Source organism: Actinokineospora iranica, from assembly GCF_900101685.1.
GTDB classification, from domain to species: Bacteria; Actinomycetota; Actinomycetes; order Mycobacteriales; family Pseudonocardiaceae; genus Actinokineospora; species Actinokineospora iranica.
The window spans coordinates 332,804-358,358 of record NZ_FMZZ01000004.1 but is presented as its reverse complement, the minus strand read 5'-3'; the positions used below and the strand labels follow the sequence as shown (position 1 = coordinate 358,358).

The window sequence follows — 25,555 nt, the reverse complement described above, 5'->3', positions numbered from 1 at the left end:
CAGACCGATCACGGTCTCCGTGCCGACGGCTGGAGGACCCATGGCTGAAGAGACCGAACCGGCACCCGCCGACATCGAGACGCAGGTCGGCGCCGAGGTGGCCTACCGCAAGTTGCTCAAGATCCCGGGACAGCTATTCCCCGGGATGACGCCACCTGGCGCCACTCCCGCCAGCGGCGGCAGGGGTGACGGCCACTACGCCATCTCCAGCATCGCCGAACTCGACAGCCTGATCGAGCAGTGGAAAGCCCTCCTCAAGAGGATCGACGACAACCGCCGCAAGATTGAGGCGGTGAAGAACCTGATCACACCGCTGGCTGGAGACGAGGCGAGCCAGAAGGAGGCCACGGCCAGCCAGGCGAGCATGGACGCGGCGATCACGCACAATCTGAGCATGCGTGCCTACGTGCAGGGTTACATCGATACGCTCACCGCGGCCCGGCACGAGTACGAGAACACCGAAGGCCACAACACCACCGCCATCAACACCGCCGACGGAGCCTGACACCCGCCATGCGCCACCCCGCCCGCACCCTCACCAGCCTCGCCCTGACCGCCGCCGCGCTTACCGCCTGCACCGAGAGCGGCACCCCAACCCCCACCACTGGCGGTGCCAACAACACTGGCACCACCACCAGCAGCAGCGCGGCGGCTCCGGACAACACCTACGGCGCACCCCGCGTGACCGACCCCATCGACGCCGCCGCGCTCATCGACAAACCCTGCGCACTACTGACCCCCGCCCAAGTCGCCACCCTGGGACTCGCAACCCAAGGCAAGCAAGACGAGGCTCAGGGTTCCCAGTACTGCTCCTGGCCCAGCGCCGACGAGCGCGAGGACTACACCATCGGTTGGCTCAACCCAAACAAGGGCGGTCTGTCCGACCATTACCGGGCTAACCAGACCATCTCCAACTTCGCCGCCTACTTCGAGCCCACCACCGTCAGCGGATACCCCGGCGTTTTCACAGCAGGCCAGGACCGGCGCGGCATCGGGTCCTGCAACCTGGTCGTCGGCATCCGCGACGAACTCACCTTCCGCGTCGGAGCAGCTGGTGGCCCCAAAGGCAAGGCCTGCGACGACAAGATCAAGCAAATCGCCGAACAAGCCATCGCCACCATGAAAAACGGGGGATGACAGCACCCCGACCAGCAGGAACGCCCAGTCAACCCGAGGCGGCCCTCTGTCTTGAAGGCCGCCTCCGGGATCACAGGACGATGTTGACCAACCGGCCGGGGACCACGATGACCTTCTTCGGCGTGCTGTCGCCGACCAGCGCCGCCACCTTTTCCTCTGCCAGGGCCGCTGCCTTGACCTCGTCCTGGCTGGCCGCCGCTGGGACGGTGATCCGGCCGCGGACCTTGCCGTTGACCTGGATCGGGTACTCCACCGAGTCCTCGACCAGGTAGCGCTCGTCGGCCTTCGGGAAGGGGCCGTGGGCCAGGGACTTCGGGCCGCCCAGCTTCGACCACAGTTCCTCGGCGATGTGCGGGCACAGCGGGGCCAGCATCTGGACCATCGCCTCGGCGACCACCCTCGGCGCGCCGCCGGGGAAGTTCTTGGTCACGTGGTTGTTCAGTTCGATCAGCTTCGCGCCCGCGGTGTTGTAGCGCAGGTTCGCGTAGTCCTCGTGGACACCGGCGATGGCCTTGTGCAGCGCGCGCAGAGTCGTCTCGTCCGGGTCGGTGTCGGTGACTCGGGTCTCGCCGGTTTCCTCGTCGACCAGGTTGCGCCACAGGCGCTGGAGGAACCGCTGCGCGCCGACGACGTCCTTGGTGGCCCAGGGGCGGGAGACGTCCATGGGGCCCATCGACATCTCGTACATGCGGAAGGTGTCGGCGCCGTAGGCCGCGCACATCTCGTCGGGGGTGACGACGTTGCGCAGGCTCTTGCCCATCTTCCCGTACTCCTGCCTGACCCGGCGGTCACCGTGGAAGTACTTGCCGTCGCGCTCGACCACCTCGGACGCCTCGACGTAGACGCCGCGTTCGTCGGTGTAGGCGTAGGCCTGGATCATGCCCTGGTTGTACAGCCGCCGGTACGGCTCCTCCGCGGTCACGTCGCCCAGGTCGAACAGCACCTTCTGCCAGAACCGGGCGTACAGCAGGTGCAGCACGGCGTGCTCGACGCCGCCGATGTACAGGTCCACGCCGCCGGTGTCGCCGGGGGACTGGGGGCCCAGCCAGTAGCGCTCGTTCTCCGGCTCGCAGAAGCGCTGGTCGTCGGTGGGGTCGACGTAGCGCATCTGGTACCAGCAGGACCCGGCCCAGTTGGGCATGGTGTTGGTGTCGCGGCGGTACGTCTTGCGGCCCTGGCCCAGGTCCAACTCGACCTCGACCCAGTCGGTCGCGCGGGACAGCGGCGGCGACGGCTCGGTGTCGGCGGCCTCGGGGTCGTAGGTCTTGGGCGAGTAGTCGTCCACGTCGGGCAACTCGACCGGCAGCATGGACTCCGGCAGCGCGACCGGGGTGCCGTCCTCGTCGTAGACGATGGGGAACGGCTCGCCCCAGTAGCGCTGGCGGGAGAACAGCCAGTCGCGCAGCTTGTACTGGATGGTGCCGTTGCCGTGGCCGTTCTCCTCCAGCCAGGCGATCATGGTCTTCTTGGCCTCGTCGACGCCCAGGCCGTCCAGGAAGCCGGAGTTGACCGCGGCGCCGTCGCCGGTGAACGCCTCGCCGTCGAAACCCTCGGGGGGCGCGACCGTGCGGATGATCGGCAGACCGAACGCGGTCGCGAAGTCCCAGTCGCGCTGGTCCTGGCCGGGGACGGCCATGATCGCGCCGGTGCCGTAGCCCATCAGCACGTAGTCGGCGACGAAGACCGGGATGCTCGCGCCGTTGACCGGGTTGGTCGCGTAGGCGCCGGTGAAGACGCCGGTCTTCTCCTTGTTCTCCTGGCGGTCCAGGTCGGACTTCATGGACGCGGCCCGCCGGTACGCGGCGATCGCCGTGCCAGGCGTCTCGGCCCCGGTCGTCCACCGGGGGTCGACGTCGTCGGGCCATTCGGCGGCGGCGATGGTGTCGACCAGCGGGTGCTCCGGGGCCAGCACCATGTACGTGGCGCCGAACAGCGTGTCCGGGCGGGTGGTGAAAACCTCGATAGCGCTGTCGGCGACCGGGAAACTCACCCGCGCGCCGTGCGAACGGCCGATCCAGTTGCGCTGCATCGCCTTGACCTTGTCCGGCCACTCCAGCCGGTCCAGGTCATCGATCAGGCGGTCGGCGTAGGCGGTGATGCGCATCATCCACTGGCGCAGGTTCCGCCGGAACACCGGGAAGTTGCCGCGCTCGCTGCGGCCGTCGGCGGTGACCTCTTCGTTGGACACGACCGTGCCCAGCCCGGGAACCCAGTTCACCGGCGCGTCCGACAGGTACACCAGCCGGTAGTCGTTCAGCACCGCCTGCTGCTCGGCGTGGGTCAGCTCGCACCAGCCGCGCCCGTCCGGGGTGGCGCGCTTGCCCTGGGCGAACTCGGCCTCCAGCTCGGTGATCGGCCGCGCCTTGCCCGCCTTCTCGTCGTACCAGGAGTGGAAGATGCGCAGGAAAATCCACTGGGTCCACCGGTAGTAGTCCGGGTCCATGGTGGCGATGCGGCGGCGCTCGTCGTGGCCTAGGCCCAGCCTGCGGATCTGCCGCAGGTAGGTCTGGATGTTGTCCTCGGTGGTCTTGCGCGGGTGCTGCCCGGTCTGCACGGCGTACTGCTCGGCGGGCAGGCCGAACGCGTCGAAGCCCATGGTGTGCAGAACGTTGCGGCCGTTCATGCGGTGGTAGCGGGCGAACACGTCGGTGCCGATGAAGCCCAGCGGGTGCCCCACGTGCAGCCCCGCCCCGGACGGGTACGGGAACATGTCCTGCACGAACAGCTTGTCCTCGGGCACCGCCCCGGCCAGCGGCCCCACCGGGTTCGGCGCGTGGTAGGTGCCGGTGCTGTCCCAGTGCTCCTGCCAGCGCTGCTCGATCTGCCCGGCCAGCTCAGCGGTGTAGCGGTAGCTCGGCGCCGACTCGGCGGTGGCGTCGCTCATCGGGGGTTCCTTCCACGCATAAGTCCTGCTCCCGGTGGGGAAAAACGAAAACCCCCCAGCCCGAGGGCATGGAGGGTTGCCGCGCTTACCGATCTGCCGGCTAGCGCGGCCGACCAAGGAGCAGGCGGGCCGTGCTCATGCCCAAGAGGATAGCGCACACCATCCACCCCGTTTCCGGCCGTGCTCTCGCCGCCGTGCGGCGTGGAGCCGTCGCCACACCCTGCCAAACCGCCCATTGTCCCTGATCCGACGCCTCGGCTGGCACCGTTTATCCACATAGGACGAACCTGTCCACAGGTTTCCCGCTCCTCTTCCACCAGCGCGAATAGCCGATAGACTGGAGCGGGGCGGTCCCCCGGGAAGGGTGGGTCATGCCGCCCGCGCGCGCGCGTGCGAGGCCGAGATTGGGCCCGGGGCGGCGGCAAGCGTGCTCGGGAGACGCCCTCGGCAGCGGGTTTGGCTCCGGGCGCGCTCGGGATGCGGGCGCGGTGAAGTTCCCGTCTGAAGGTGTGGCGCGGGGCGACGGGATCGCGGGGAGCTTGCGGGGCGGGGCGACTAGAGGCGCACGGCCAGGGCGATGAGTTGGGTCACCTGGCTCGCGGCGAAGTTGTCGTCGCTGATCAACAGGAGGGTGCGGGGGTGGCCGGGGCGGGAGGGGGCCCAGGTCATGCCCTCGATGTTGTCGACGGTGGACAGGCCGAGGCCCGCGAGGTCGGCGATCAAACGTTTGCGGACCGGCTTGACCGACGATGTGAGGTCGCGGTCGGCGATGTCGGTCGCGCCCGCGGTGTCGATCTCGAAGAGGCGCACCTTGTTGCCGACGCCGGTCGCGAAGGAGCGCTCGACCACCAGGTACTTGGTGCCGCGCACGGCCAGGATCGCGGTGACGCCGGTCGAGGCGAACGCTCCCGGGGGCACGGCGGCGGCGAACAGCGGTTCCTGCGGGTAGGCGTACTGCGCGACCAGGGTTCCGGTGCGGGTCTGGACGGTGATCCGGGACAGCGCGCCGTGCTCGGTGGTGGGCTCGGGGCCGTCCTGGAGCAGGGGGCCTTCGACGGCGGTGACGACCAGGGCGCCACCGGCGGCGTAAGTCAGGCCCTCCAGGGCGAGGTTCTGGCCCGGTCCCCGGTCCGCGGTCATCCGCAGGTTCTCCGGCAGCGGCGCCTCCCCGGCGAACGTGCCGTCGCGGTGGGCGGTGCGGACGGACGGGTCGAGCAGCACCGGCGGGCGGCGTTCGCCCTCCTGGCTCCAGGTGTAGCCGCCGGACCACGGGTCGACGCGGATGTCTTCGGGGTCCACCGCGCCGCGCGGGTAGGTTCCGCCGTCCGGGGCGCGCAGCGGGTGGGTGCCGGTGAACTCGACGGGGCCGAGGCCGTCGCGGGTGACGGGGATGCGCGCGGTGTAGAACCGGGCGGGCTGACGGTCGGAGCGGTCGTCGCTGATCAGGACGTAGTCGCCGGTCCTGGGGTCGCGGTCGATGCCGGACAGGCCGCCGACGGTCGTGCCGTCGAAGGTCAACCCGTGCGGCACGATCTGCTCGCCGATCAGCCGGACCTTCGGCGCGGCGGTGGCGGGGGTTACCAGCAGACCGGTAGTGACGGCGGCGGCACACACGGCGGCTAAGACTCGTCCGGACATGACCATGAGCACACCGTAAGAGGGTGTCCACCGCATGACAGTTGGGCGACCTCTTACCATCGACTCGTGAACCTCGTGCCGCTCGCGCCCCTGGTGGCGGGCCTTCCGCTGCTCGTCATCGGTTTCCTCGGCCTGACCGAGCGGCTGCCGCGCAACCGGTTCGGCGGTGTCCGCACCGCGGCGACGCTGCGCAGCGACGAGGCGTTCCGGGTGGGCAACAAAGTCGCCGGGCTGCCGACCGCGGTCGCGGGCCTGGTCGGGGTGCTCGGCGCGGTCGCCGGTTTCCTGGTGACCGGCACCGCGGGCGCGCTCACCGTGTCGGTGGTCGCCCTGCTGGGCCTGCTCGGCATCACCCTGGCCGCGGGCGTCCTGGGCGACCGGGCCGCGCGGGCCGTCCCGGAGCCCGCCCCCGAACTGCCCGCGGGCTGCGCGGGCTGCCAGTGCGGCTCGGGCGGCTGCGGAGCGCTCACCAAGACCGCTTAGTTCTGCTTGACGTCGCCCGGGTGGGTGGCCAGCAGGGCCAGCGGCATCCCCTGCCGCCGCAGGACGCGGCCCCAGAGGTCTTCCTCGGCCGGGGCGAGCACGTCGCTGGGGAGGGCGGGGACCACGATCCAGTCGCCGCGGTCGATTTCGCCCGCTAGTTGGCCGGTGTCCCAGCCCGCGTATCCGGCGAAGACCCGCATCCCGCGGAACTTGGGGGCCAGGGCGTCCGGGTCGGCGTCGAGGTCGACCAGGGCGACCGGGCCGCGGACGGCGACGAGGCCGCGCACGCCGTCCACGTCGACGCCGGTGCGCATGGCGGCCAGGCACAGCGCTGTCTTCTGCTCCACCGGGCCGCCGACGAAGACCGAGCCGGGTTGGGTGACGTGCGGGCCCCAGTTCGGTAAGACGTCGTCGACCGGGACGTCGCTGGGGCGGTTGAGCACGACCCCGAGCGTGCCTTCGCCGCGGTGGTCGATCACGTAGACCACCGTGCGGCGGAAGTTGTTGTCGAGCAGGCTGGGCGCCGCTACCAGCAGCGTCCCGGGCTCGACGGCTACGTCGGACGGCACACCGCACATGATCCCATCCGGACCGTCCGCGCTGGGATCCAACCGGGTGAGTCGGGGCGCCGGGTGGGGAACAACGGGCATCCCTCGCTCGTTGGACCGGGCGGTTGGCGCCACTGTGTCCCCCGGGCTCAACTAGAACCGCCTTCGTGGAATACCGCTCGGCTGGAGCCACGTCGCGCAACCCGCCGTGAGGCGACCGGGCGTCCGCCAGGATGGGCGGCCCCTTCGGGGGCCGCTCATTCCTTTTGCCGCGCGGCCGTAGGCTGACAAGTCGTGAGCACGGCCGGCACGGCTAGCAGGAACAGCGGACACGAAGCGCACCACGCGCGGATCGGCGCTCGGGCGCTGCTGGCGATCCCCGGTTTCCGCCGACTCCTGTTCAGCCGGTTCGCCGCGCAGTGGGGCGACGGCCTCTTCCAGGCAGGTCTCGCGGGCGCGGTGCTGTTCAACCCCGAGCGGGAGGCCGACCCGCTGGCCATCGCCGCCGGGTTCACCGCGCTGCTGCTGCCGTACTCGATCGTCGGGCCGTTCGCCGGGGCGCTGTTGGACCGGTGGGACCGGCGGCGGGTGCTGGTGGCGGCGAATCTGCTGCGCGGGCTGCTGGTCGCTGTCGCCGCGGTCGCCGTGGTGCTGGGCGCGTCGGGGCCGACGCTGTTCACCCTGGCGCTGGTGGTGATCGGGATCAGCCGGTTCGTCGGGTCGGGGCTCTCGGCCGCGCTGCCGCACGTGGTGCCCACCCGCAACCTGGTCGAGGCGAACGCGCTGGCCACGACGCTGGGCGCGGTCGTCGCGGTGTCCGGGGCCGGGTGCGCGATGGGGCTGCGCTCGGTGTTCGGCGACGACGACCTCGGCTCCGGGCTGACCACCTCGTTCGCCGTGCTGGGGTCTGTGGGCGCGGCCTGGCTGGCGGTGCGGTTCGCCCGGGGGGCGCTGGGCCCGGACGAGGTGGACGAGCCGAGCCAGACCATGGTCGCCATCGCCCACGGCCTGGTCGACGGCGGCCGGGCGGCGGTGCGCACGCCGACGGTGCTGGCCGGGTTCGTGGCGCTGCTGGCGCACCGGGCCGCGTTCGGGGTGGCGCTGCTGCTCGCGGTGCTGCTGATGCGCTTCCGGTTCGACGCTGGCCTGGCCGGGCTGGGCGAGGTCGCCGGGATGTTCGGGATCGGGACGCTGGTCGCCGGGGTGGCGACGGCGCGGATCGTGGCCCGCTTCGGCAGGCGGCGCACGGTCGGCGCCGCGCTGGCGCTGGGCGGGGTCGCGATCGTGGGCGGCGGGCTGCCGCTGACCATGCCGACGATCCTGGCCGCGGCGCTGCTGATCTCGTTCGCCGGGCAGGTCGTGAAGCTGTGCGTGGACGCGGCCGTGCAGCGCGACATCGGCGACGAGGTCCGCGGCCGGGTGTTCGCCCTCTACGACACGCTGTTCAACGTGACCCAGGTGGTGTCGGTCGCGCTGGCCGCGCTGGTCGTCGCGCCGGACGGGGCCTCACGCGGGCTGGTCGTCGCCGCCGGGCTCAGCTACGTCGTCGGCCTCGGCGGGTTCGCCCTGGTCACCCGGCGGAACCGCTAGGTCCTGTCTCGGAGTGCCGGTGCGTGTCAGTCGTGATCGGGGTGGTTCCTGGCGGTGCGGCCGCTGCGCCGCTCGTACCGGTGTCGTACTTGGGTGTCGCGGCCGTGCCGTCAGGGGCCGCATCCGGCGCGGCTGGCGCGTGCTGGCCCTCCGAGACAGGACCTAGCCCCTGCTCGCGCGCCCACTCGCGCAGCGCGGCGACGGCCTCGTCGTGCTCCAGCGGGCCGCGGTCGAGCCGCAGCTCCTTGAGGAACGCCCACGCCTTGCCGACCAGCGGGCCCGGCGGCAGGCCGAGCAGCCGCATGATCTCGTTGCCGTCGAGGTCGGGCCGGACCTTGGCCAGGTCCTCCTCGGCTGCGATGCGGGCGATGCGCTCTTCGAGGCCGTCGTAGGTGCGCTGCAGCGCGTTGGCCTTGCGCCGGTTGCGGGTGGTGCAGTCGGCGCGGACCAGCTTGTGCAGCCGGGGCAGCAGGTCGCCTGCGTCCGTCACGTAGCGGCGGACGGCGGAGTCGGTCCACTCGCCCTTGCCGTAGCCGTGGAAGCGCAGGTGCAGGAACACCAGCTTGGCGACGTCCTCGGTGATCTCCTTCGAGTACCGCAGCGCCCGCAAGCGCTTGCGGGTCATTTTGGCGCCCACGACCTCGTGGTGGTGGAAGCTCACCCCGCCGCCGGGGATGTGCCTGCGGGTGTCCGGCTTGCCGATGTCGTGCAGCAGCGCGGCCAGCCGCAGCACCAGGTCCGGCTCCGGGCCGTCCTCCAAGGCGATCGCCTGGTCGAGCACGACCAGCGAGTGCTCGTAGACGTCCTTGTGCTGGTGGTGCTCGTCGATCTCCAGGCGCATCGCGGGCAGCTCGGGCAGCACGTGCGCGGCCAGGCCGCTGTCGACCAGCAGCTCGATGCCGCGGCGCGCGTGCGCCCCGCAGACCAGCTTGCTCAGCTCGGCCTGCACCCGCTCCGGGGTGATCCGGGTGATCTCGGCGCTCATCTCGGCCAGCGCGTCGAGCACGCGCGGCGCGGCGGTGAAGCCGAGCTGGCTGACGAACCGGGCGGCGCGCAGCATCCGCAGCGGGTCGTCGGCGAAGGACTCCTGGGGGGTGGCCGGGGTGTCGAGCCGCTTCTCGGCCAGCGCGCCCAAGCCGTCGTGCGGGTCGATGAAGACCTTTGTCGACAAGTCGATGGCCATCGCGTTGACCGTGAAGTCGCGGCGGACCAGGTCTTCCTCGATGGAGTCGCCGAAGCGCACCTCGGGGTTGCGGCTGACCCGGTCGTAGGCGTCGGACCGGAACGTGGTGATCTCGCAGGTGTTGCCCTGCTTGGTCGCGCCGACCGTGCCGAAGGCGATCCCGGTGTCCCAGACGCCTTCCGCCCAGCCGGTCACGATCCTCATGACCTGCTCGGGGCGGGCGTCGGTGGTGAAGTCGAGGTCGTTGCCGAGCCTGCCCAGCATGGCGTCGCGGACGCTGCCGCCGACTAGGTAGAGCCGGTGACCGGCACGGGCGAACCGGCCTGCCAGGTCATCCGCGACGGGGGACATCCGCAGCAGTTCCACCACCGCGTTCTGGGCTGCCGACGTTCGAGACACGATGGACGAGCGTATCTGGCCGCTTTCGGGGTAGGTCGGACGCCCGCCCCTAGTGGGCCGATCGCACTACCATCGCGGACATGCCGTCGTCGTCCGGAAGGTCAGGAGGCGCCCGCACCGGGCGCCGCTTCCGGCGACGGGGCCGCAAGCTCACCACGGTGGACGAGACCTCGGCGGGTGGTGTCGTGGTGGACCCGGAGAACGACGTCGTCGCCCTGATCGGCAGGCTCGACCGGCGCGGACGGCTGCTGTGGTCGCTGCCCAAGGGGCACATCGAGCCGGGGGAGACCCCGGAGCAGACGGCCGTGCGCGAGGTCGCCGAGGAGACCGGCATCGACGGCGAGGTGATCCGGCCGCTGGGCACCATCGACTACTGGTTCATCGCCGAGGGCGCCCGGCGCATCCACAAGACCGTCCACCACTTCCTGCTGCGCGCTCACTCGTTCGAGTTGTCCGACGAAGACCTTGAGGTGACCGAGGTGGCCTGGGTCGCGCTGGACGAGTTGGACGACCGGCTGGCCTATGCCGACGAGCGCCGTCTGGTCCGCAAGGCGCGCCAACTACTCTCCGAGCATCCGCTCTCACCCGATCCGGTCGAGCGGGACCTACCCGAAGTCGGACGGGCCTGACCCGATGGCTGGAGAGAAGCCGTGATCACTCGACTGCGCCGCGCCGGATTCGCGGGATTGGCCGCGGTGTTCGTCATCCTGGGTATGCCCGTCACCGGACATGCCGCTGAAGCGGGCCGCTTGCGGGTCGACATCGACGACCTGTCCCCGCGGGTGGTCGAGGCGGCTACCCAGACGGTCACCGTCACCGGGAAGATCACCAACACCGGCGACCGCAGAGTCGAGCGGATCGACGTGCGGCTCCAGCGCGGCGACGTCATCGGCGCCGAGACCGACCTGCGCAAGGCCCTGGGCGACCCGCAGGGGACCGACGCGGTGAACCGGCCCGAGGTCAGCTCCGCGTTCCAGCCGGTCGCGCCGGTCCTGGAGCCGAACCAGAGCACCGGGTTCAGCATCACCGTCCCGGTGAACGCAGACAAGGGCGCGCTGCGGCTGGACAAGCCGGGCATCTACCCGCTGGTCGTCAACTTCAACGGTGTGCCCGACTTCGGCCGCACCGAGCGGGTCGGCGCGCTGAGCACGCTGCTGCCGGTGCTGTCGGCTCCCGGTGGCGGCGTGATCGCCCCGCCCGCGGAGCCGACCCGGCTGAGCGTGCTGTGGCCGCTGATCGACGAGCGGCCGCGCCGGGTGCAGACCCCGATCGACGGCAGCCCCACCGTCTTCGCCGACGACGGGCTCGCCGCGTCGCTGTCCAACGGCCGGTTGTTCGGCCTGGTCGACGCCGTGCGGACGGCGGCGGCGGCGAACGTGACGATGCTGCGGTCACTGTGCTTCGTCGTCGACCCCGACCTGCTCGACAGCGTGCGGGCCATGACCGAGGGCTACCTGGTGCGCGGGGCGGACGGCACGGTCAGCGAGGGCAGGGGCGGGCGCACCGCGCAGCTGTGGCTCGACCGGGTGCAGGAGCTGACCCGCGGCCAGTGCGTGATCGCGCTGCCCTACGCCGACGCCGACCTGGCCGCGCTGTCCCGCGCCGGGCTCACCGACCTGCAGAACCTGGCGCTGGCCTCGGCCGAGACCGTCGAGAAGACGCTGGGCGCCAAGCCGCTCGCGGGCGCGGTCTGGCCAGACGGCGGCACGCTCGACGGGCGCACCCTCGCCGATCTGGCCGCCGCCCGCCCCACGACCGTCATCGCCGACGCCACCCGGATTCGGGGGGTGCAGGGCAACGCGCCCTACAAGCTGGGCGAGAACCTGCGCGTCCTGCCGTACGACCAGTTGGTCGCGTCCTCGCTGGCGCCCCGGGTCGCGGTGGACGACGCGGGGGTGAAGACGTCGTCGCTGCAGAACGGGCTCGCCACCCTGGTCTTCCGCAGCGGCTTCCAGTCCGTTCCCGGCCAGTCGGTGCTGGTCGCCCCGCCGCGCCGGTGGCACGCCTCGGCGCACGATCTGGCCGTGTTCCTGCAGACCGTCCAGTCGCTGGAGACCTCCGGCTTCATCCGGCCGCTGGGGTTGCCGGGGCTGGCCGACGGCTCGGAGCAGGGCACCGCGACCGGCCTGGACTACGGCGCGCAGGACAGCGCGGCCGAGATCCCGGCCCCGGTCACCGGCGAGGTGGCCCGCGTCGACGCCGTGCAGCGGGAGCTGGTCGACAGCGTGCTGTTCGAGGACCCCGCCAGCAAGGTCACCCCGACAACGCTGATCGAGCCGTACCGCTACGGCCTGATCCGGGCAGCGTCGACGGCATGGCGCGGGCAGCCGGAGAAGGCCGAGCACACCGCGCTGCAGGTGTCCGGGCAGCTCACCGACCTGCTGACACAGGTCTCGGTCAACGACCCCGGCCGTCCGCTGTCGCTGGCGTCGAAGGACAGCCCGCTGCCGGTCTTCATCACCAACACGCTGCCGGTGACGGTTCGCGCGAAGATCAACGTGGGCAACACCCCCGGGCTGCGGCCGGAGGAGATCGCCCTGGTCCGCATCCCGGCGAAGTCCGCGCTCCCGCGCTACCTGCCCACCGAGGTCACCCGCTCCGGCCGGTTCACCGTCAACGTCTGGCTCAGCACCGACAACGGCACGCCGCTCGGCAAGACCTCCCGGGTGGAACTCAACTCCACCTCTTACGGCACCATCACCATCGCGGTCACCGGCACCGCGGCGGGCGCGTTGGTGCTGTTGGTGGGTTTGCGACTGTTCCGCAGGATCCGCGCGGCCCGGCGCAAGAGCGCCGCCGCGGCGGGCGACCTCTGACGCGCGCGAAGAGCGCTTCGAACGAACAGTGACGTGAGCACACTGAGATGAACACACCAAGGACGGCCACCGTGGAACAGGGCGCACCCAAGCGAGAGGTGCCCTCGCTGGCCCGCGCGAGCGGATCGATGGCCGTCGCCACCCTGGTCAGCCGGATCTCCGGGTTCGGCTGGAAGGTGATGCTGGCCTGGCTGGTCGGCATCAACGTGGTCAGCGACTCGTTCACCCTGGCCAACACGCTCCCGAACATCATCTTCGAGCTGCTGCTCGGCGGGGTGCTCGCCAGCATCGTGGTCCCGCTGCTGGTCCGCTCGCAGAGCGACCCGGATGGCGGCGCGGAGTACACGAACCGCCTGCTCACCGTCGGCATGACCGGGCTGGCCGTCGGCACGGTCATCGCGGTCGCCGCGGCCCCGCTGTTCACCAGCCTCTACGTGGACGACTCGACCGGCCAGGCCAACCCGGAGCTGGTCACCGCGTTCGCCTACCTGCTGTTGCCGGAAATCCTCTTCTACGGCCTGTTCGCGCTGCTCTCGGCGATCCTGCAGGCCCGGCACGTGTTCGGGCCGACAGCGTGGGCTCCGGTGGTGAACAACCTGGTGATCATGGCGACCCTGGTGGTCTACGCCCTGGTTCCCGGCGACATCTCGCTGGACCCGGTGCGGATGGGCGACACGAAGCTGCTGGTGCTCGGCATCGGGACCACCCTCGGCATCGTGGTGCAGTCGGCGATGCTGGTGCCCGCGCTGCGCGGCATCGACTTCAGGTTCCGCTGGACCTGGGGCATCGACGCGCGGCTGCGCGAGTTCGGCGGCCTGGCGCTGTGGATTCTCGGCTACGTCCTGATCAGCCAGATCGGCATGGTCGTCACCCAGCGGGTGCTCACCGCCGCGGCCAACGGCGGCGTGTCCATCTACAGCAACGCGTGGCTGCTGTTCCAGCTCCCGTACGGGGTGATCGGCGTCTCGCTGCTGACCGCGATCATGCCGAGGATGAGCAAGGCCGCGGCCGACGGCGACAACAAGGGCCTCATCGACAACCTGTCGACCGGCAGCAGGCTCACCGCGGTGATGCTGGTGCCGATCAGCGCGGTGCTGACCATCGCGGGCCCGGCGATCGGCCTGGCGCTGTTCAACGCTGGCGAGACCGGCCCGGCCGAGGCGCAGCGGCTGGGCACCGCGCTGGCGTTCTCCGCGTTCGGCCTGCTGCCCTACGCGCTGGTGATGCTCCAGCTCCGGGTGTTCTACGCGATGAAGGACTCCCGCACCCCGACGCTGATCATGGTCGTGATGACCGTCGTGAAGATCCCGCTGATGTACATGTGCGGCGCGGTGGTGCGACCCGATCAGGTGGTTGTCGGCGTGATGTTGGTCAACTCGCTGACCTTCGTCGTCGGCGCGGTCCTCGGCCAGATGTGGCTGTGGGTCCGGCTGGGCAACCTGCGCAGCAAGAAGATCGTCAAGGTGATCGCCATGAGCGTCGTCGCCGGTGCCGCGGGAGTGCTCGCGGCCTGGCTGGTCACCCGCCTTGTGCTGCCGGAAGGGGCGCATTCGCGGGGCACCGGCTGGGTCGCGCTGACCGTGCAGACCGTCGTCGCCGGGGTGGTCTCCTTCGGTGTCCTGGCCGCGCTGCGGGTGCCCGAGCTCAAGCCCGCGACGAGCCGGATCACCCGTCTGGTGCGCCGAGGCTGAGTTCGTTCATCAGCGATCCACGCCGGTTCTCACGTACTCTCGTTCCGAAGCGTCAGGCGGGAGAGAGACCGGGTGACCACACGGCGGACCGAGTACCCCATGGGCGAGGAAGCGGCTGGCATCCGGGCCAGGAACGGTTTCCTCGTCCCTGGTGGCGTGGTCGGCGACGGCCGCTACCGGCTGCTGGCCCAGGCTGGTGTCGTCGGCAGCCGGGGCAACGCGCGGCTGTGGCGGGCCCAGGACGGCCAGCTGCGCCGTGAGGTCGCCCTCACCCTGCTGACCGGCTCGCCGGGCAACGCGCGCGACGTCGAGGGCGTGCGCCGCACCCTGGAGCGCGCCACGCACGCCGCGCAGATCGTGCACCCCGGCAACAGCCGCGTCCTCGACGTGCTCAGCCTCGGCAGCGGCATCGCCCCGGAAGAGGGCCTGCTCGGCATGGTCGTGGCCGACTGGGCATCGGGCAGCGACATCGTCGACGTGATCGCCGAGCACCCGCTGCCGCCCGCGACCGCGGCCCGGCTGCTGCTGCCGCTGGCCTCCGCGGTGGAGTCGGCGCACCAGATCGGCCTGGTCCTCGGTGTCGACCACCCGTGGCGGGCCCGGATCACCACCGACGGCAGGCTCCAGATGGCCTTCCCCGGGCCGCAGCCGGACGCGACGCTGCAAGACGACGTGCGCGGGCTCGGCGCGATCCTGTACCTGCTGCTCACCGGGCGCTGGCCGCTGGCCCCGGTCGAGGGCGTCCCGGCGGCGCCGATCGGCCCGGACGGCGTGGTCGTCGCGCCGCGCGCGCTGTTCCCCTACATCCCGCACGAGCTGTCCGCCGCGGCGGTCCACAGCCTGTCCGAGCACCCGACCGGCGGCATCCGCACCAGCTCCGCCCTGGTCCAGGCCCTGGAACGGGTCGACGTGGACGAGGACGTGACCCAGCGCATCGACGCCGTCCTCGACTCCGACGATGAAGACGACGGCCTGGTGTGGACGACGCGGCGGCCCAGCAACGACGCGGCGAAGCGGCGCAAGCTCGCCATCGGCGTCACCACCCTGGCCGTGGCCACCGTCGCCGTGCTGGCCTGGGTGGGGATGCAGCTGATCAGCTTCTTCGGCGACCCGCCGCCCGGGGTCGGCCCGACCGCGGTGGCGACCGCGCCGGGCAACGCGGGGAACACCAACCAGAACACCCCGCCGCCGCAGCCCGGCGTCCCGATCAAGCCGGCGGGCGTGCAGGTCTACAACGTCAAGGGCACCCCGGACAACCCGCGCCGGGCCAGCCGCGCGTTCGACGACAACCCGCAGACGACGTGGAAGACCGACAAGTACGAGCGGCCGTTCCCGGCGCTCAAGCCGGGCGTGGGGATCATGGCCTCGTTCGCCGAGCCGGTCGTGTTCCTCGACGTGGTGATCGACTCGCCGTCGGAGGGCACCGTGGTCGAGATCCGCACGGCGCCGTCGGAGAAGCCCGACCTGGACGAGACCAAGGTCATCGGCAGGGCCACGATCGAGGCGGGCCAGACCCGGCTCCAGCTCGACCACGCCGAGCCAAGCCAGCACATGCTGATCTGGGTGACGACTCTCGGCGAGGGCAACGTCTCCGAGATCGGCGAGATCGGCTTCGTCCGCGCGCGGTAGCCATGCGGCTTGGATTTCCCCTGGTCCGAGGGGGGTACGGCGGCCAGGAGAGGACCGCTACCCTGTCCGGGTGACCGCCGCTGCCAGTTCGGATGCCGCCCTCATCGCGGCGCACGCCGCGGGAGACCCGCGCGCCTTCGCCGAGCTCGTGCGCAGGCATCGGGACCGGATGTGGGCGGTGGCGCTGCGCACTCTCCGTGATCCCGAAGAGGCCTCGGACGCGCTGCAAGAGGCCTTCATCTCGGCGTTCCGCGCGGCGGGCTCGTTCCGCGCCGAGTCGCAGGTGACGACCTGGCTGCACCGGATCGTGGTGAACGCCTGCCTCGACCGGGTGCGCCGTCGGCAGGCCCGGCCGACCGTGCCGCTGCCTGAGGCAGGCCCAGGGGAGCCGGTCACGCCGCGTGACGCGATGTCCGATCGGGAGACCCGGTTGGTGGTGCAGACCGCGCTGAACGAACTGTCCGAAGAGCAGCGCGCCCCGATCGTGCTGGTCGACGTCGAGGGCTATTCGGTGGCCGAGACCGCCAAGCTGCTCGGCATCGCGGAAGGCACGGTGAAGAGCCGGTGCGCGCGGGGGCGGGCCAAGCTCGCGAAAGTTCTCGGACATCTGCGGAACCCCGATGCAGATGCGAACGTCCCAGGTGCCGCGGTTGCAGATGGAAACGCGGCACTGAGAAGCGCGCCACTGGGGCGTCACCGGGAGGGACGATGACAGACGAGGTTCGCGGCGGTGGGCCGGGCAGGCCCCCGTGGTCTGTCGACCTGCTCGCCGACTTGCACGCGGGCGTCCTCGACCCGGAGCAGAGCGCGCGGCTGTGGCCCCAGGTCAACGCCGACCCCGACGCCAAGGCGGTCATCGACGCGCTGGAGTCGGTGCGCGTCGGCCTCGGCGAACTCCGGGATGCCCCCGCGCCGCCGATGCCTGCGCGGTTCGCCGCGAGCCTGGACGCGGCGCTGGAGGCCGAGGCCAGACGGGCGTTCGGCGGCGGTGTCGCCGTCCAGCAGCTCCCTGGCCCACCCGCGCAACCCGCCCCGCAAGCGTTTGCCGCACCGGTTGTCGACCTGGCCGAGGCCCGTCGCAAGCGCGGCAAGCGCGCCGCGTGGGGCGTCGGCCTGCTGACCGCGGCGGCCGCGGCCGTCGCGGTGACCGTGGCGGTCGTCCCGGGCCCCAAGCAGACCACCGGCGGCGTGGCCGCCCCGGCTCCCTCCGCGTCCGCGCCTGCCTCAGCGCCGGGCTCCGCCGCCGACCAGGGGCCGCTGGCGGTCACCCGCGACGGCGTCAGCGCCGCGGCCAAAGCGATCGGCGAGAGCAAGGACTACGGCCAGCTTGGCGACGAGGCCGGGCTGGACAGGTGCCTCACGGCCAACGGGTTCGACGCGGCGAAAGCCCAGACGGTCGGCGTGCGGCCGGTCACCCTCGACGGCAAGCCCGGCGTGATGGCCCTGCTGTTCACCGGGGTCGCGGGCCAACTGCGCGTCCTGGTCGTCGCACCGGACTGCACGCAGCTGTTCAACGACACCATCGGCCGCTGACACTCACTCGGCGCAACGCGGGGCCCGCCGTTCGGCGGGTCCCGCTCTCGGTTTTCCGCCGGGTGCGGGCCATCACTGCGAACCGCAGGAACAATCGCCGCCTACGATCGCGTTGACACTCACGTGACCGGGCCCGCGAGCGCTCGGCGAAGGTCGATGGAGGGGCAATGCCTGCGGAAGCGGACCAGATCCGAAACGTGATCATCATCGGTTCGGGACCGGCGGGGTACACCGCCGCCGTCTACGCCGCGCGCGCCCAACTCGACCCGCTGGTGTTCGAGGGCTCCCAGTTCGGCGGCGCGCTGATGACCACGACCGAGGTCGAGAACTTCCCCGGCTTCCGCGACGGCATCATGGGCCCGGACCTGATGGAGCAGATGCGCGCCCAGGCCGAGCGGTTCGGCGCCGAGCTTCGCCCGGAGGACGTCGAGTCCGTCGAGCTGACCGGCCCGGTGAAGTACGTGCACGCCAACGGCGTCCGCTACGCGGCCAAGGCCGTGATCCTCGCGATGGGCGCCGCGGCCCGCTACCTCAACGTGCCCGGCGAGCAGGAGCTGCTCGGCCGCGGCGTGTCGGCCTGCGCGACCTGCGACGGCTTCTTCTTCCGCGACCAGGACATCGCCGTCCTCGGCGGCGGCGACTCGGCGATGGAGGAAGCCACCTTCCTCACCCGCTTCGCCCGGTCCGTCACGATCATCCACCGGCGTGAGGAGTTCCGGGCGTCGAAGATCATGCTGGAGCGGGCGCGGGCCAACGAGAAGATCCGCTGGCAGCTCAACTCCGAGGTCCTCGAAGTCCTGGGCGACAGCACGGTCAAGGGCTTGAAGCTGCGGGACACGGTCACCGGCGACACCTCGGAACTCGACGTCACCGGCTTCTTCGTCGCCATCGGCCACGACCCGCGCAGCGCGCTGGTCACCGGCCAGGTCGACGTGGACGACGAGGGTTACGTCATCACCCAGGGCCAGAGCACCTACACCAACGTCGACGGCGTGTTCGCCGCCGGTGACCTGGTCGACCACACCTACCGGCAGGCCATCACCGCGGCGGGCTCCGGCTGCGCTGCGGCGATCGACGCCGAGCGCTGGCTCGCCGAGCACGGAGAGTCGGCCGAAGCCGAGATCGCCCCCGAACTCGTCGGCGGCGGCTACGGCGTCGACGGCTACAGCACAGTCAACTGACCCTCGCCAACACAGACGCCACAGGAGAGAAGATGGCAGGCAACACCGTCACCGTCACCGAGAGCTCGTTCGCGGACGACGTTCTGACCAGCGACAAGCCCGTGATCGTGGACTTCTGGGCGACCTGGTGCGGGCCGTGCCGGATGGTCGCCCCGGTCCTGGAGGAGATCGCCGCGGCGCACTCCGACAAGATCACCGTCGCGAAGGTCGACATCGACAAGAACCCGGGCGTCGCCCGCGACTACCAGATCCTGTCCGTCCCGACGATGATGGTCTTCCAGGGCGGCAAGCCGGTGAAGACCATCGTCGGAGCCAAGCCGAAGGCGACCCTGCTCAAGGATCTTGAGGACTACCTGGCCTGAGCGGGCAACCCGTATCCGGGGTCTTCGCGTCTCGTTGTCGACGCGGAGGCCCCGGTTTGCGTATGCGTGACGCACCAGCCACCCTGCGATTGTTGGGAAGTCCGACAGGGCACAATGATGAGCTGTCAGGGTCCGCATCGGTGGAAACCGGTGCACGAGTCGAGAGCGAGGGTGCATGCGGGTACTCCGCCGCGGCGATGGAGGGCCTGCCGTAGCCGAGGTTCGGTCCACGCTCGCCGCGCTGGGCCTACTGCCTCCGGCACAGGGCGTCCTTGAGTCCGGTCAATTCGACCAGGGCATGGAGAACGCCGTGCGCACGTTCCAGCAGCAGCGCGGGCTGATCACCGACGGCCTCATCGGCCCGGCGACCTACCGGGCGCTGCGGGACGCCACCCACCAGCTCGGCGGCAGGCCGCTGGCGTACATGGTGTCCGCGCCGATCACCGGTGACGACGTCGTCACCCTCCAGGAGCGCCTGCTCGAACTCGGCTACGACGCGGGCCGCCCCAACGGGGTGTTCGGCGCGCAGACCGAGGCCGCGCTGCGCAACTTCCAGCGCGACTACGGGCTGACCATTGACGGCATCTGCGGCCCGGAGACCGTCCGCGCCCTGCGCCAGCTCTCCCCGCGCGCCCGCGGCGGCCGACCGGTGCTGTTGCGCGAGCAGGAGCGGGTGCGCCGCTCCGGACCCCGGCTGCGCGGCAAGCGCATCGTCATCGACCCCGGCCACGGCGGCGCCGACCTCGGTGTCTCGGTGCGCGGGGTCAACGAGTCCGACCTGATGTGGGACCTGGCGCGCAGGCTGGAAGGCCGGATGGTCGCCACCGGCATGGAGGCGCTGCTCTCCCGCGGCCCCGACCAGTGCCCGGAGGAAGCCGACCGCGCCCAGTTCGCCAACGAAGCAGGCGCCGACCTGGTGCTTTCCCTGCACTGCGACGCCAACCGCTCCCCATACGCCCAGGGCGTGGCGAGCTTCCACTTCGGCACCGGCAACGGCGCCTGGTCCACCCTCGGCGAGGCGATGGCCGGGCTGATCCAGCGCGAGCTCGCCATGCGCACCGGCCTGCGGGACTGCGGCGCGCACCCCAAGACCTGGGAGATGCTGCGGCTCACCCGCTGCACCGCGGTCCGCATCGAGATCGGCTACCTGACCAACGACGACGACCGCCGACGGCTGTCCGACCCGGCGTTCCGCGACATCGTCGCCGAGGGCATCGTCGTCGCCGTGAAGCGGCTCTACCTGCTCGGCGAGAACGACCAGCCGACCGGCAGCTTCACCTTCGCCGACGTGCTCGCCCACGAACTCGCCAAAGCGGAATAACGCCAAGCAGGCGGGCCCGGGTCAGCGCTGCAGAACCGGGCTCGCCGTGCTGACCGAGACCGTGCCGAGCAGCCGTTCCAGGGCGGCCTCGACGTCTTCCTTCCAGGTGATCCCGGTGCGCAACTCCAGCCGCAGCCGGGGCCAGCGCGGGTGCGGGCGGACCGTCTTGAAGCCCACGCTGGTCAGGAAGTCGGCGGGCACGACACAGGAGCGGTCCTCGTCTGGCTTGGCGTCGCCGAAGGCCTCGATGGCCTTCACCCCGCGCCGGGTCAGGTCCTTGGCCACCGCCTGCACCAGCATCCGGCCCAGGCCGCCCGCACGGAACTCGGGAAGCACGTGGAACCCGGTGAGCACGACGGCGTCCGCGCTGACCGGGGACGTCGGGAACGCCGACGCGCGGGGCACGGCGTTCGGCGGGGCGTAGAGCACGAACCCGACGGGAAGTTTGTCGCTGTAGACGACCCGGCCGCATGAGCCCCAGTCCAGCAGCACGCTGGAAACCCACGCTTCCTTTTCCAGCTCGGTGGTGCCGAACTCCTCCGCCTGCTCCTTCAGATGCGGCGCCAACTCCCAGTACACGCATCCGCGGCAGTGCTTCGGAAGGTGCTCCAGGTTGTCCAGCGTAACGCCGACAACGCGTCGCGACACCCAACCTCCCGTGCCTTGCGGGCCTGTCGCGCGCCCGCAGGGGAGGACGGCGAGTTACGCAACCCAGAATAGGACGATGTGACGTGCGTCGGAACCGTAGGGGCGAATATCAGGGCTAAGTCACTCATCCGGTTACACTCGTCTGATCCGTCAGGACCCACGGAGCGATCATGACCAGCACTGGACAGCCGCCCGAAAGACAGGGCGCCCGCAGTCTCGACCCGCATCTGCGGCGCTACGCGGCGCGCGCGGAGGGCATGACGGCATCCGAGGTGCGGGCACTGTTCGCGGTGGCCAGCAGGCCCGAGGTCGTGTCCCTGGCCGGGGGGATGCCCAACCTGGCCGCCCTGCCGCTGGACTCGCTGTCCGACCAGATCGCCTCGATCATCGCCGACGAGGGGCTCACCGCCCTGCAGTACGGCTCCGCGCACGGCGTGCCGGTGCTGCGTGAGCAGATTTGCGAGGTCATGGCCCTCGAAGGCGTCCACGGCCACCCCGACGACCTGGTCGTCACGGTCGGCTCGCAGATGGCCCTGGACCTGGTCACCCGCATCTTCTGCGACCCGGGCGACATCATCCTCGCCGAAGGCCCCTCCTACGTGGGCGCGCTGGGCACCTTCGCCTCCTACCAGGCCGACGTCCGGCACGTCGCCATGGACGACCACGGCCTGGTCCCCGAGGCGCTGCGGGCCGCCCTCGCCGCCGCCGAGCGGGCGGGCAGGCGCGTCAAAATGCTGTACACGATCCCGAACTTCAACAACCCGGCCGGGGTGACGCTCGCGGTGTCGCGGCGGGCCGAGGTGATCGAGATCTGCGCCCGGCACGACGTGCTGATCATCGAGGACAACCCGTACGGGCTGCTCGGCTTCGACGGCCAGATCTACCCGGCGCTGCGCTCGATGGACGCCGACAACGTCATCTACCTTGGCTCGTTCTCCAAGACCTTCGCCTCCGGGCTGCGGGTGGGCTGGGCGCTCGCGCCGCACGCCGTGCGCGAGAAACTGGTCCTGGCCGCCGAGTCGGCCGCGCTGTGCGCGCCCACGCTCAACCAGATGGTCGTCTCCCGCTACCTGGCCACGCACGACTGGAAGGGCCAGATCAAGTCGTTCCAGACCATGTACCGGGAGCGCCGCGACGCGCTGTTGACCGGCCTGGACCAGCACATGCCCGCGGGCTGCACGTGGACCAAGCCCGACGGCGGGTTCTTCGTGTGGATGACCGTGCCCGAGGGCGTCGACACCAAAGCCATGCAGCCCCGGGCGGTGACGGCGCGGGTCGCGTACGTGCCGGGCACCGGGTTCTACGCCGACGGGTTCGGCAGCAGGCAGATGCGGCTGTCGTTCTGCTACCCGCCGCCGGAGCGGATCTCCGAGGGCGTGCGCAGGCTCGCGGGCGTGCTGGCCCAGGAGATCGACCTGCTCAACACCTTCGGCCCGACGACGAGCCGATCCCTGTCCGGTCCGCAGACACCCACGCCGGACACCGCCTGATCGTCGGCGTGTAGCGTCAGGACCCGCTTTCAGCTCCACTGTGGACTCACCTGAGGAGACACCTGTGTCCGACCGCTGCGTAGCCGTGCTCGCCGGAGGCCTCTCGCACGAACGGGACGTCTCCCTGCGGTCCGGGCGGCGGCTGTCCGTCGCCCTGCGCTCGGTCGGGGTCACCGTCGAGGAGTGGGACGCCGACGCGAGCCTGCTGCCCCGGCTGCGCGAGCAGCGGCCGGACGCGGTGGTGATCGCGCTGCACGGCGGCGAGGGCGAGAACGGCTCCATCCAGACGATCCTCGAACTGCTCGACATCCCGTACGTCGGCGCGGACGCCGACGCGTGCCGCCGGGCGTGGGACAAGCCGAGCGCGAAGGCCGAGTTGGCGCGGGCGGGCCTGCTCACGCCGGACTGGGTGGTGCTGCCGCACCGGACGTTCCGCGAACTCGGCGCGCGCCCGGTGCTCGACGCCATGGTCGAGCGGCTGGGGCTGCCGTTGATGCTCAAGCCCGACCAGGGCGGCTCGGCGCTGGGCGCGCAGGTCGTGCGCGCCGCCGCCGACCTGCCGACCGCGATGGTCGGCTGCCTCGCCTACAGCGACACGGTGCTGGCCGAGCGGTTCGTCGACGGCGTCGAGGTGGCGGTGACCGTCATCGAGGGGCCCGATGGTCCGGAGGCGCTGCCCGCGGTGGAGATCGCCGCCGAGACCGGCGTCTACGACTACACCGCCCGCTACACCGCCGGGCTCACCACGTTCCACACGCCCGCCCGGCTCGACGCGGAGACCGCCGCGAAGGTGGCGGACCTCGCGGTGTCCGCGCACCGGCTGCTCGGCTTGCGCGATGTCTCGCGCACCGACGCGATCGTGGCCGCCGACGGCGGGGTCCACTTCCTTGAGGTGAACCTGTCGCCGGGGCTGACCGAGACCTCGCTCGTGCCGATGGCGATCGAGGCGGCGGGCCGGTCGTTCGGCGCGATCTACGCGGGGCTGGTCGACCGGGCGATTGCCCGCGCCAAGCCCGCACTCTGAGTGAGTTCGGGTCGACGCAGAGCCATCGTCACCGTGACGTAACTAGCCGGTATGGTTCCATGCGGGAATTTCATGTCCGATTTGTACTATTTTCGGACATCATCTCGACAATGCGCTCCAGGTCGTCCACCGACCCGAACTCGACCACGATCCGGCCTTTCCGCTTGCCGAGTTCGACCTTCACCCGGGTGTCGAACTTGTCCGACAGCCGCTCGGCCACCCCTTGCAGCCCCGGCGCCTGCATCGGCTTGCGCGGCGCGGCCTTCGGCCTCGCCGGGGGAGCGCCCTTGGCGAGCGTGACCGCTTCCTCGGTCGCCCGCACCGACAGCCCCTCGGCGACGATCCGGGTGGCCAGCTCCTCCTGCGCGCCCGGGTCGTCCAACCCCAGCAGCGCCCGCGCGTGCCCGGCGGACAGCACCCCGGCCGCGACCCGGCGCTGCACCGGCAGCGGCAGCCGAAGCAGCCGGATGGTGTTGGTGATGACCGGCCTGCTCCGCCCGATCCGGCCCGCCAGCTCTTCGTGCGTCACCGAGAACTCGTCCAGCAGTTGCTGGTACGCCGCCGCCTCTTCCAGCGGGTTGAGCTGGACGCGGTGGATGTTCTCCAGCAGCGCGTCGCGCAGCATCGCGTCGTCCGCGGTCTGCCGGACGATGGCCGGGATGCGGTCCAGGCCCGCGCGCTGCGAGGCCCGCAGCCGCCGCTCGCCCATGACCAGCTCGTAGGTCTCCGACCCCAGCTCGCGCACCACGATCGGCTGCATGAGCCCGAACTCGCGGATCGAGTGCTCCAGCTCGGTCAGCGCGTCCTCGTCGAACACCTGCCGCGGCTGCTTCGGGTTCGCCGTGATCGAGGCGATCGGGACCTCGCGGTACACCGCGCCCGCGACCGTGCCCGCGTGCTCGGGTTCGGGGGCGGGCTTGGTGTCCCCGTTGCGCGCCGCCGGGGGAGCGGGCAGCGTCAGCCCGCCCGCCGGGGCGCCGGTCGGCGGTCCCTGGGGGATGAGGGCGGCGAGCCCCCGGCCCAACCCGCCCTTGCGTCCAGCCGGTCCTGTGGCACTCATCGCGGCGCCTCCGCTCCTCGCTCGGCAACTTCACGGGCGGCGTCCAGATAGCTCATGGCGCCGCGGGAACCCGGGTCGTACGCGAGCACGGTCTGCCCGTAGCCGGGGGCCTCGGACACCTTGACGCTGCGCGGGATGACGGTCGTGAGCACGGTCTGGCCGAAGTGGTGGCGCACCTCGTTGGTGACCTGGTCGGCCAGCTTGGTGCGGCCGTCGTACATGGTCAGCAGAATCGTGGACACGACCAGCGAGCGGTTCAGGTGGCCCTGCACCAACTCGATATTGCGCAGCAGCTGGCTCAGCCCCTCCAGCGCGTAGTACTCGCACTGGATCGGGATCAGCACCTCCTGCGCGGCGACCATCGCGTTGACCGTGAGCAGACCGAGCGAGGGCGGGCAGTCGATGAAGACGTAGTCCGGGTTCAGCTCGTCGAGCGCCTGGTCGGACAGCGCCTCCTTGAGCCGCGCCTCCCGCGACGCCATCGACACGAGTTCGATCTCGGCGCCCGCGAGGTCGATGGTCGCGGGCACGCAGTACAGGTTGCCGGACTGGTCGCTGACCTGAGCCGCGTCGGCGACGGTCACCTCGCCCAGCAGCACCTCGTACACCGAGGGCGTCCCGGAGCGGTGGTCGACCCCGAGGGCGGTGCTGGCGTTGCCCTGCGGGTCGAGGTCGATGACCAGTACGCGCAGACCGTGCATGGCCAACCCGGCGGCGAGGTTCACCGTGGAGGTGGTCTTGCCGACGCCGCCCTTCTGGTTGGCGACGGTGATCACGCGGCGGTGCGTGGGGCGGGGAAACATCCGGTCCGGGTGCTTCAGGCGAGTGGCCCGAGCGGCTTCCTCGGCGATCGGCGTCCAACCGGAGACGGCGGCGGGGGAGGGCTGGTTCACCGGTCCGCGCACCTGCCCGTCCCGGTCCAGTCGGCCACGAAAGCC

At 71.2% G+C, this 25,555-nt stretch carries 22 protein-coding genes; 15 read left to right on the top strand and 7 right to left on the bottom strand.

Annotated features, from left to right (window positions below; genetic code table 11):
- The first annotated feature begins 40 nt into the window (after nt 1–40).
- Nucleotides 41–505, top strand: a complete 465-nt coding sequence (locus BLS56_RS11620; protein ID WP_091449987.1) for a hypothetical protein — start codon at nt 41–43, stop codon at nt 503–505.
- Nucleotides 506–513: 8 nt separating this feature from the next.
- On the top strand, nt 514–1,137 hold the full coding sequence (locus tag BLS56_RS11615) for a DUF3558 domain-containing protein (RefSeq protein WP_091449986.1): 624 nt from the start codon (nt 514–516) through the stop codon (nt 1,135–1,137).
- A 70-nt stretch (nt 1,138–1,207) separates the two neighbouring features.
- On the opposite strand, the gene leuS is transcribed toward BLS56_RS11615, so the two are convergent.
- Entirely contained in the window at nt 1,208–4,021 is a 2,814-nt protein-coding gene (leuS, locus tag BLS56_RS11610) for a leucine--tRNA ligase (protein ID WP_091449985.1), read from the bottom strand.
- Between the two features lie 555 nt (nt 4,022–4,576).
- Nucleotides 4,577–5,659 (bottom strand): esterase-like activity of phytase family protein, encoded by a 1,083-nt coding sequence (locus BLS56_RS11605; RefSeq protein WP_091450077.1) that lies wholly within the window; start codon nt 5,657–5,659, stop codon nt 4,577–4,579.
- A gap of 66 nt (nt 5,660–5,725) precedes the next feature.
- On the opposite strand from BLS56_RS11605, the gene BLS56_RS11600 reads away from it, so the two are divergent.
- Nucleotides 5,726–6,142, top strand: a complete 417-nt coding sequence (locus BLS56_RS11600; RefSeq protein WP_091449984.1) for an SdpI family protein — start codon at nt 5,726–5,728, stop codon at nt 6,140–6,142.
- Here BLS56_RS11600 and BLS56_RS11595 read toward each other — a convergent pair.
- Complete coding sequence (locus BLS56_RS11595) at nt 6,139–6,720, bottom strand: YqgE/AlgH family protein (RefSeq protein ID WP_091449983.1); 582 nt, start codon at nt 6,718–6,720, stop codon at nt 6,139–6,141. The genes BLS56_RS11600 and BLS56_RS11595 overlap by 4 nt on opposite strands.
- 264 nt (nt 6,721–6,984) lie before the next feature.
- Here BLS56_RS11595 and BLS56_RS11590 point away from each other — a divergent pair, with 264 nt between their 5' ends.
- Nucleotides 6,985–8,280 (top strand): MFS transporter, encoded by a 1,296-nt coding sequence (locus BLS56_RS11590; protein ID WP_407640504.1) that lies wholly within the window; start codon nt 6,985–6,987, stop codon nt 8,278–8,280.
- Here BLS56_RS11590 and BLS56_RS11585 read toward each other — a convergent pair.
- Complete coding sequence (locus BLS56_RS11585; protein ID WP_091449982.1) at nt 8,261–9,862, bottom strand: CCA tRNA nucleotidyltransferase; 1,602 nt, start codon at nt 9,860–9,862, stop codon at nt 8,261–8,263. The two genes, BLS56_RS11590 and BLS56_RS11585, sit on opposite strands and share 20 nt — an antisense overlap.
- Nucleotides 9,863–9,942: 80 nt before the next feature.
- Here BLS56_RS11585 and BLS56_RS11580 point away from each other — a divergent pair, with 80 nt between their 5' ends.
- The 9 genes from BLS56_RS11580 to BLS56_RS11540 all read left to right on the top strand — a co-directional run bounded on the left by BLS56_RS11580 (nt 9,943) and on the right by BLS56_RS11540 (nt 20,395).
- Entirely contained in the window at nt 9,943–10,491 is a 549-nt protein-coding gene (locus BLS56_RS11580; protein ID WP_091449981.1) for an NUDIX hydrolase, read from the top strand.
- Between the two features lie 21 nt (nt 10,492–10,512).
- Nucleotides 10,513–12,678 carry a DUF6049 family protein gene (locus tag BLS56_RS11575; protein ID WP_091449980.1) on the top strand — a complete coding sequence of 722 codons (2,166 nt, stop codon included), beginning with the start codon at nt 10,513–10,515 and terminating at the stop codon, nt 12,676–12,678.
- 47 nt (nt 12,679–12,725) lie between these two features.
- Entirely contained in the window at nt 12,726–14,369 is a 1,644-nt protein-coding gene (murJ, locus tag BLS56_RS11570; RefSeq protein WP_091449979.1) for a murein biosynthesis integral membrane protein MurJ, read from the top strand.
- A gap of 72 nt (nt 14,370–14,441) precedes the next feature.
- Nucleotides 14,442–15,998, top strand: a complete 1,557-nt coding sequence (locus tag BLS56_RS11565) for a protein kinase family protein (RefSeq protein WP_324187514.1) — start codon at nt 14,442–14,444, stop codon at nt 15,996–15,998.
- Between the two features lie 70 nt (nt 15,999–16,068).
- Nucleotides 16,069–16,710 (top strand): RNA polymerase sigma factor SigM, encoded by a 642-nt coding sequence (gene sigM, locus BLS56_RS11560; RefSeq protein ID WP_091449977.1) that lies wholly within the window; start codon nt 16,069–16,071, stop codon nt 16,708–16,710.
- A complete protein-coding gene (locus BLS56_RS11555; RefSeq protein WP_091449976.1) occupies nt 16,707–17,531 on the top strand; it encodes a hypothetical protein in 825 nt (274 codons plus the stop codon). The genes sigM and BLS56_RS11555 overlap by 4 nt, the downstream gene beginning before the upstream one ends.
- 167 nt (nt 17,532–17,698) lie before the next feature.
- The gene (gene trxB, locus BLS56_RS11550) at nt 17,699–18,712 is read left to right on the top strand and encodes a thioredoxin-disulfide reductase (protein ID WP_091449975.1); all 1,014 of its coding nucleotides are present in this window, start codon (nt 17,699–17,701) and stop codon (nt 18,710–18,712) included.
- 32 nt (nt 18,713–18,744) lie between these two features.
- Nucleotides 18,745–19,074, top strand: a complete 330-nt coding sequence (trxA, locus tag BLS56_RS11545) for a thioredoxin (protein WP_091449974.1) — start codon at nt 18,745–18,747, stop codon at nt 19,072–19,074.
- Between the two features lie 175 nt (nt 19,075–19,249).
- Nucleotides 19,250–20,395, top strand: coding sequence for an N-acetylmuramoyl-L-alanine amidase (locus tag BLS56_RS11540; RefSeq protein ID WP_091449973.1), 1,146 nt, complete (start codon nt 19,250–19,252; stop codon nt 20,393–20,395).
- Nucleotides 20,396–20,416: 21 nt separating this feature from the next.
- On the opposite strand, the gene BLS56_RS11535 is transcribed toward BLS56_RS11540, so the two are convergent.
- Entirely contained in the window at nt 20,417–21,043 is a 627-nt protein-coding gene (locus tag BLS56_RS11535; protein ID WP_091449972.1) for a GNAT family N-acetyltransferase, read from the bottom strand.
- A 170-nt stretch (nt 21,044–21,213) separates the two neighbouring features.
- Between BLS56_RS11535 and BLS56_RS11530 the strand changes: the two genes are divergently transcribed.
- Nucleotides 21,214–22,533, top strand: a complete 1,320-nt coding sequence (locus tag BLS56_RS11530; RefSeq protein WP_091449971.1) for an aminotransferase-like domain-containing protein — start codon at nt 21,214–21,216, stop codon at nt 22,531–22,533.
- A 64-nt stretch (nt 22,534–22,597) separates the two neighbouring features.
- Nucleotides 22,598–23,557, top strand: a complete 960-nt coding sequence (locus BLS56_RS11525; protein ID WP_091449970.1) for a D-alanine--D-alanine ligase family protein — start codon at nt 22,598–22,600, stop codon at nt 23,555–23,557.
- A gap of 70 nt (nt 23,558–23,627) precedes the next feature.
- Here the strand turns inward: BLS56_RS11525 and BLS56_RS11520 are convergent, their stop codons facing one another.
- Together BLS56_RS11520 and BLS56_RS11515 are read right to left on the bottom strand one after the other, a co-directional pair.
- Nucleotides 23,628–24,617, bottom strand: a complete 990-nt coding sequence (locus tag BLS56_RS11520; protein WP_091449969.1) for a ParB/RepB/Spo0J family partition protein — start codon at nt 24,615–24,617, stop codon at nt 23,628–23,630.
- Nucleotides 24,614–25,510, bottom strand: a complete 897-nt coding sequence (locus tag BLS56_RS11515) for a ParA family protein (protein ID WP_324187513.1) — start codon at nt 25,508–25,510, stop codon at nt 24,614–24,616. The genes BLS56_RS11520 and BLS56_RS11515 overlap by 4 nt, the downstream gene beginning before the upstream one ends.
- Nucleotides 25,511–25,555: the final 45 nt, after the last annotated feature.

Coding starts and splice junctions, on each gene's coding strand:
- BLS56_RS11620 (WP_091449987.1), top strand. CDS start 41: ATGGCTGAAGAGACCGAACCGGCACCCGCCGACATCGAGACGCAGGTC.
- BLS56_RS11615 (WP_091449986.1), top strand. CDS start 514: ATGCGCCACCCCGCCCGCACCCTCACCAGCCTCGCCCTGACCGCCGCC.
- leuS (WP_091449985.1), bottom strand. CDS start 4,021: ATGAGCGACGCCACCGCCGAGTCGGCGCCGAGCTACCGCTACACCGCT.
- BLS56_RS11605 (WP_091450077.1), bottom strand. CDS start 5,659: ATGTCCGGACGAGTCTTAGCCGCCGTGTGTGCCGCCGCCGTCACTACC.
- BLS56_RS11595 (WP_091449983.1), bottom strand. CDS start 6,720: ATGTGCGGTGTGCCGTCCGACGTAGCCGTCGAGCCCGGGACGCTGCTG.
- BLS56_RS11580 (WP_091449981.1), top strand. CDS start 9,943: ATGCCGTCGTCGTCCGGAAGGTCAGGAGGCGCCCGCACCGGGCGCCGC.
- murJ (WP_091449979.1), top strand. CDS start 12,726: ATGAACACACCAAGGACGGCCACCGTGGAACAGGGCGCACCCAAGCGA.
- BLS56_RS11555 (WP_091449976.1), top strand. CDS start 16,707: ATGACAGACGAGGTTCGCGGCGGTGGGCCGGGCAGGCCCCCGTGGTCT.
- trxB (WP_091449975.1), top strand. CDS start 17,699: ATGCCTGCGGAAGCGGACCAGATCCGAAACGTGATCATCATCGGTTCG.
- trxA (WP_091449974.1), top strand. CDS start 18,745: ATGGCAGGCAACACCGTCACCGTCACCGAGAGCTCGTTCGCGGACGAC.
- BLS56_RS11540 (WP_091449973.1), top strand. CDS start 19,250: ATGCGGGTACTCCGCCGCGGCGATGGAGGGCCTGCCGTAGCCGAGGTT.
- BLS56_RS11530 (WP_091449971.1), top strand. CDS start 21,214: ATGACCAGCACTGGACAGCCGCCCGAAAGACAGGGCGCCCGCAGTCTC.
- BLS56_RS11520 (WP_091449969.1), bottom strand. CDS start 24,617: ATGAGTGCCACAGGACCGGCTGGACGCAAGGGCGGGTTGGGCCGGGGG.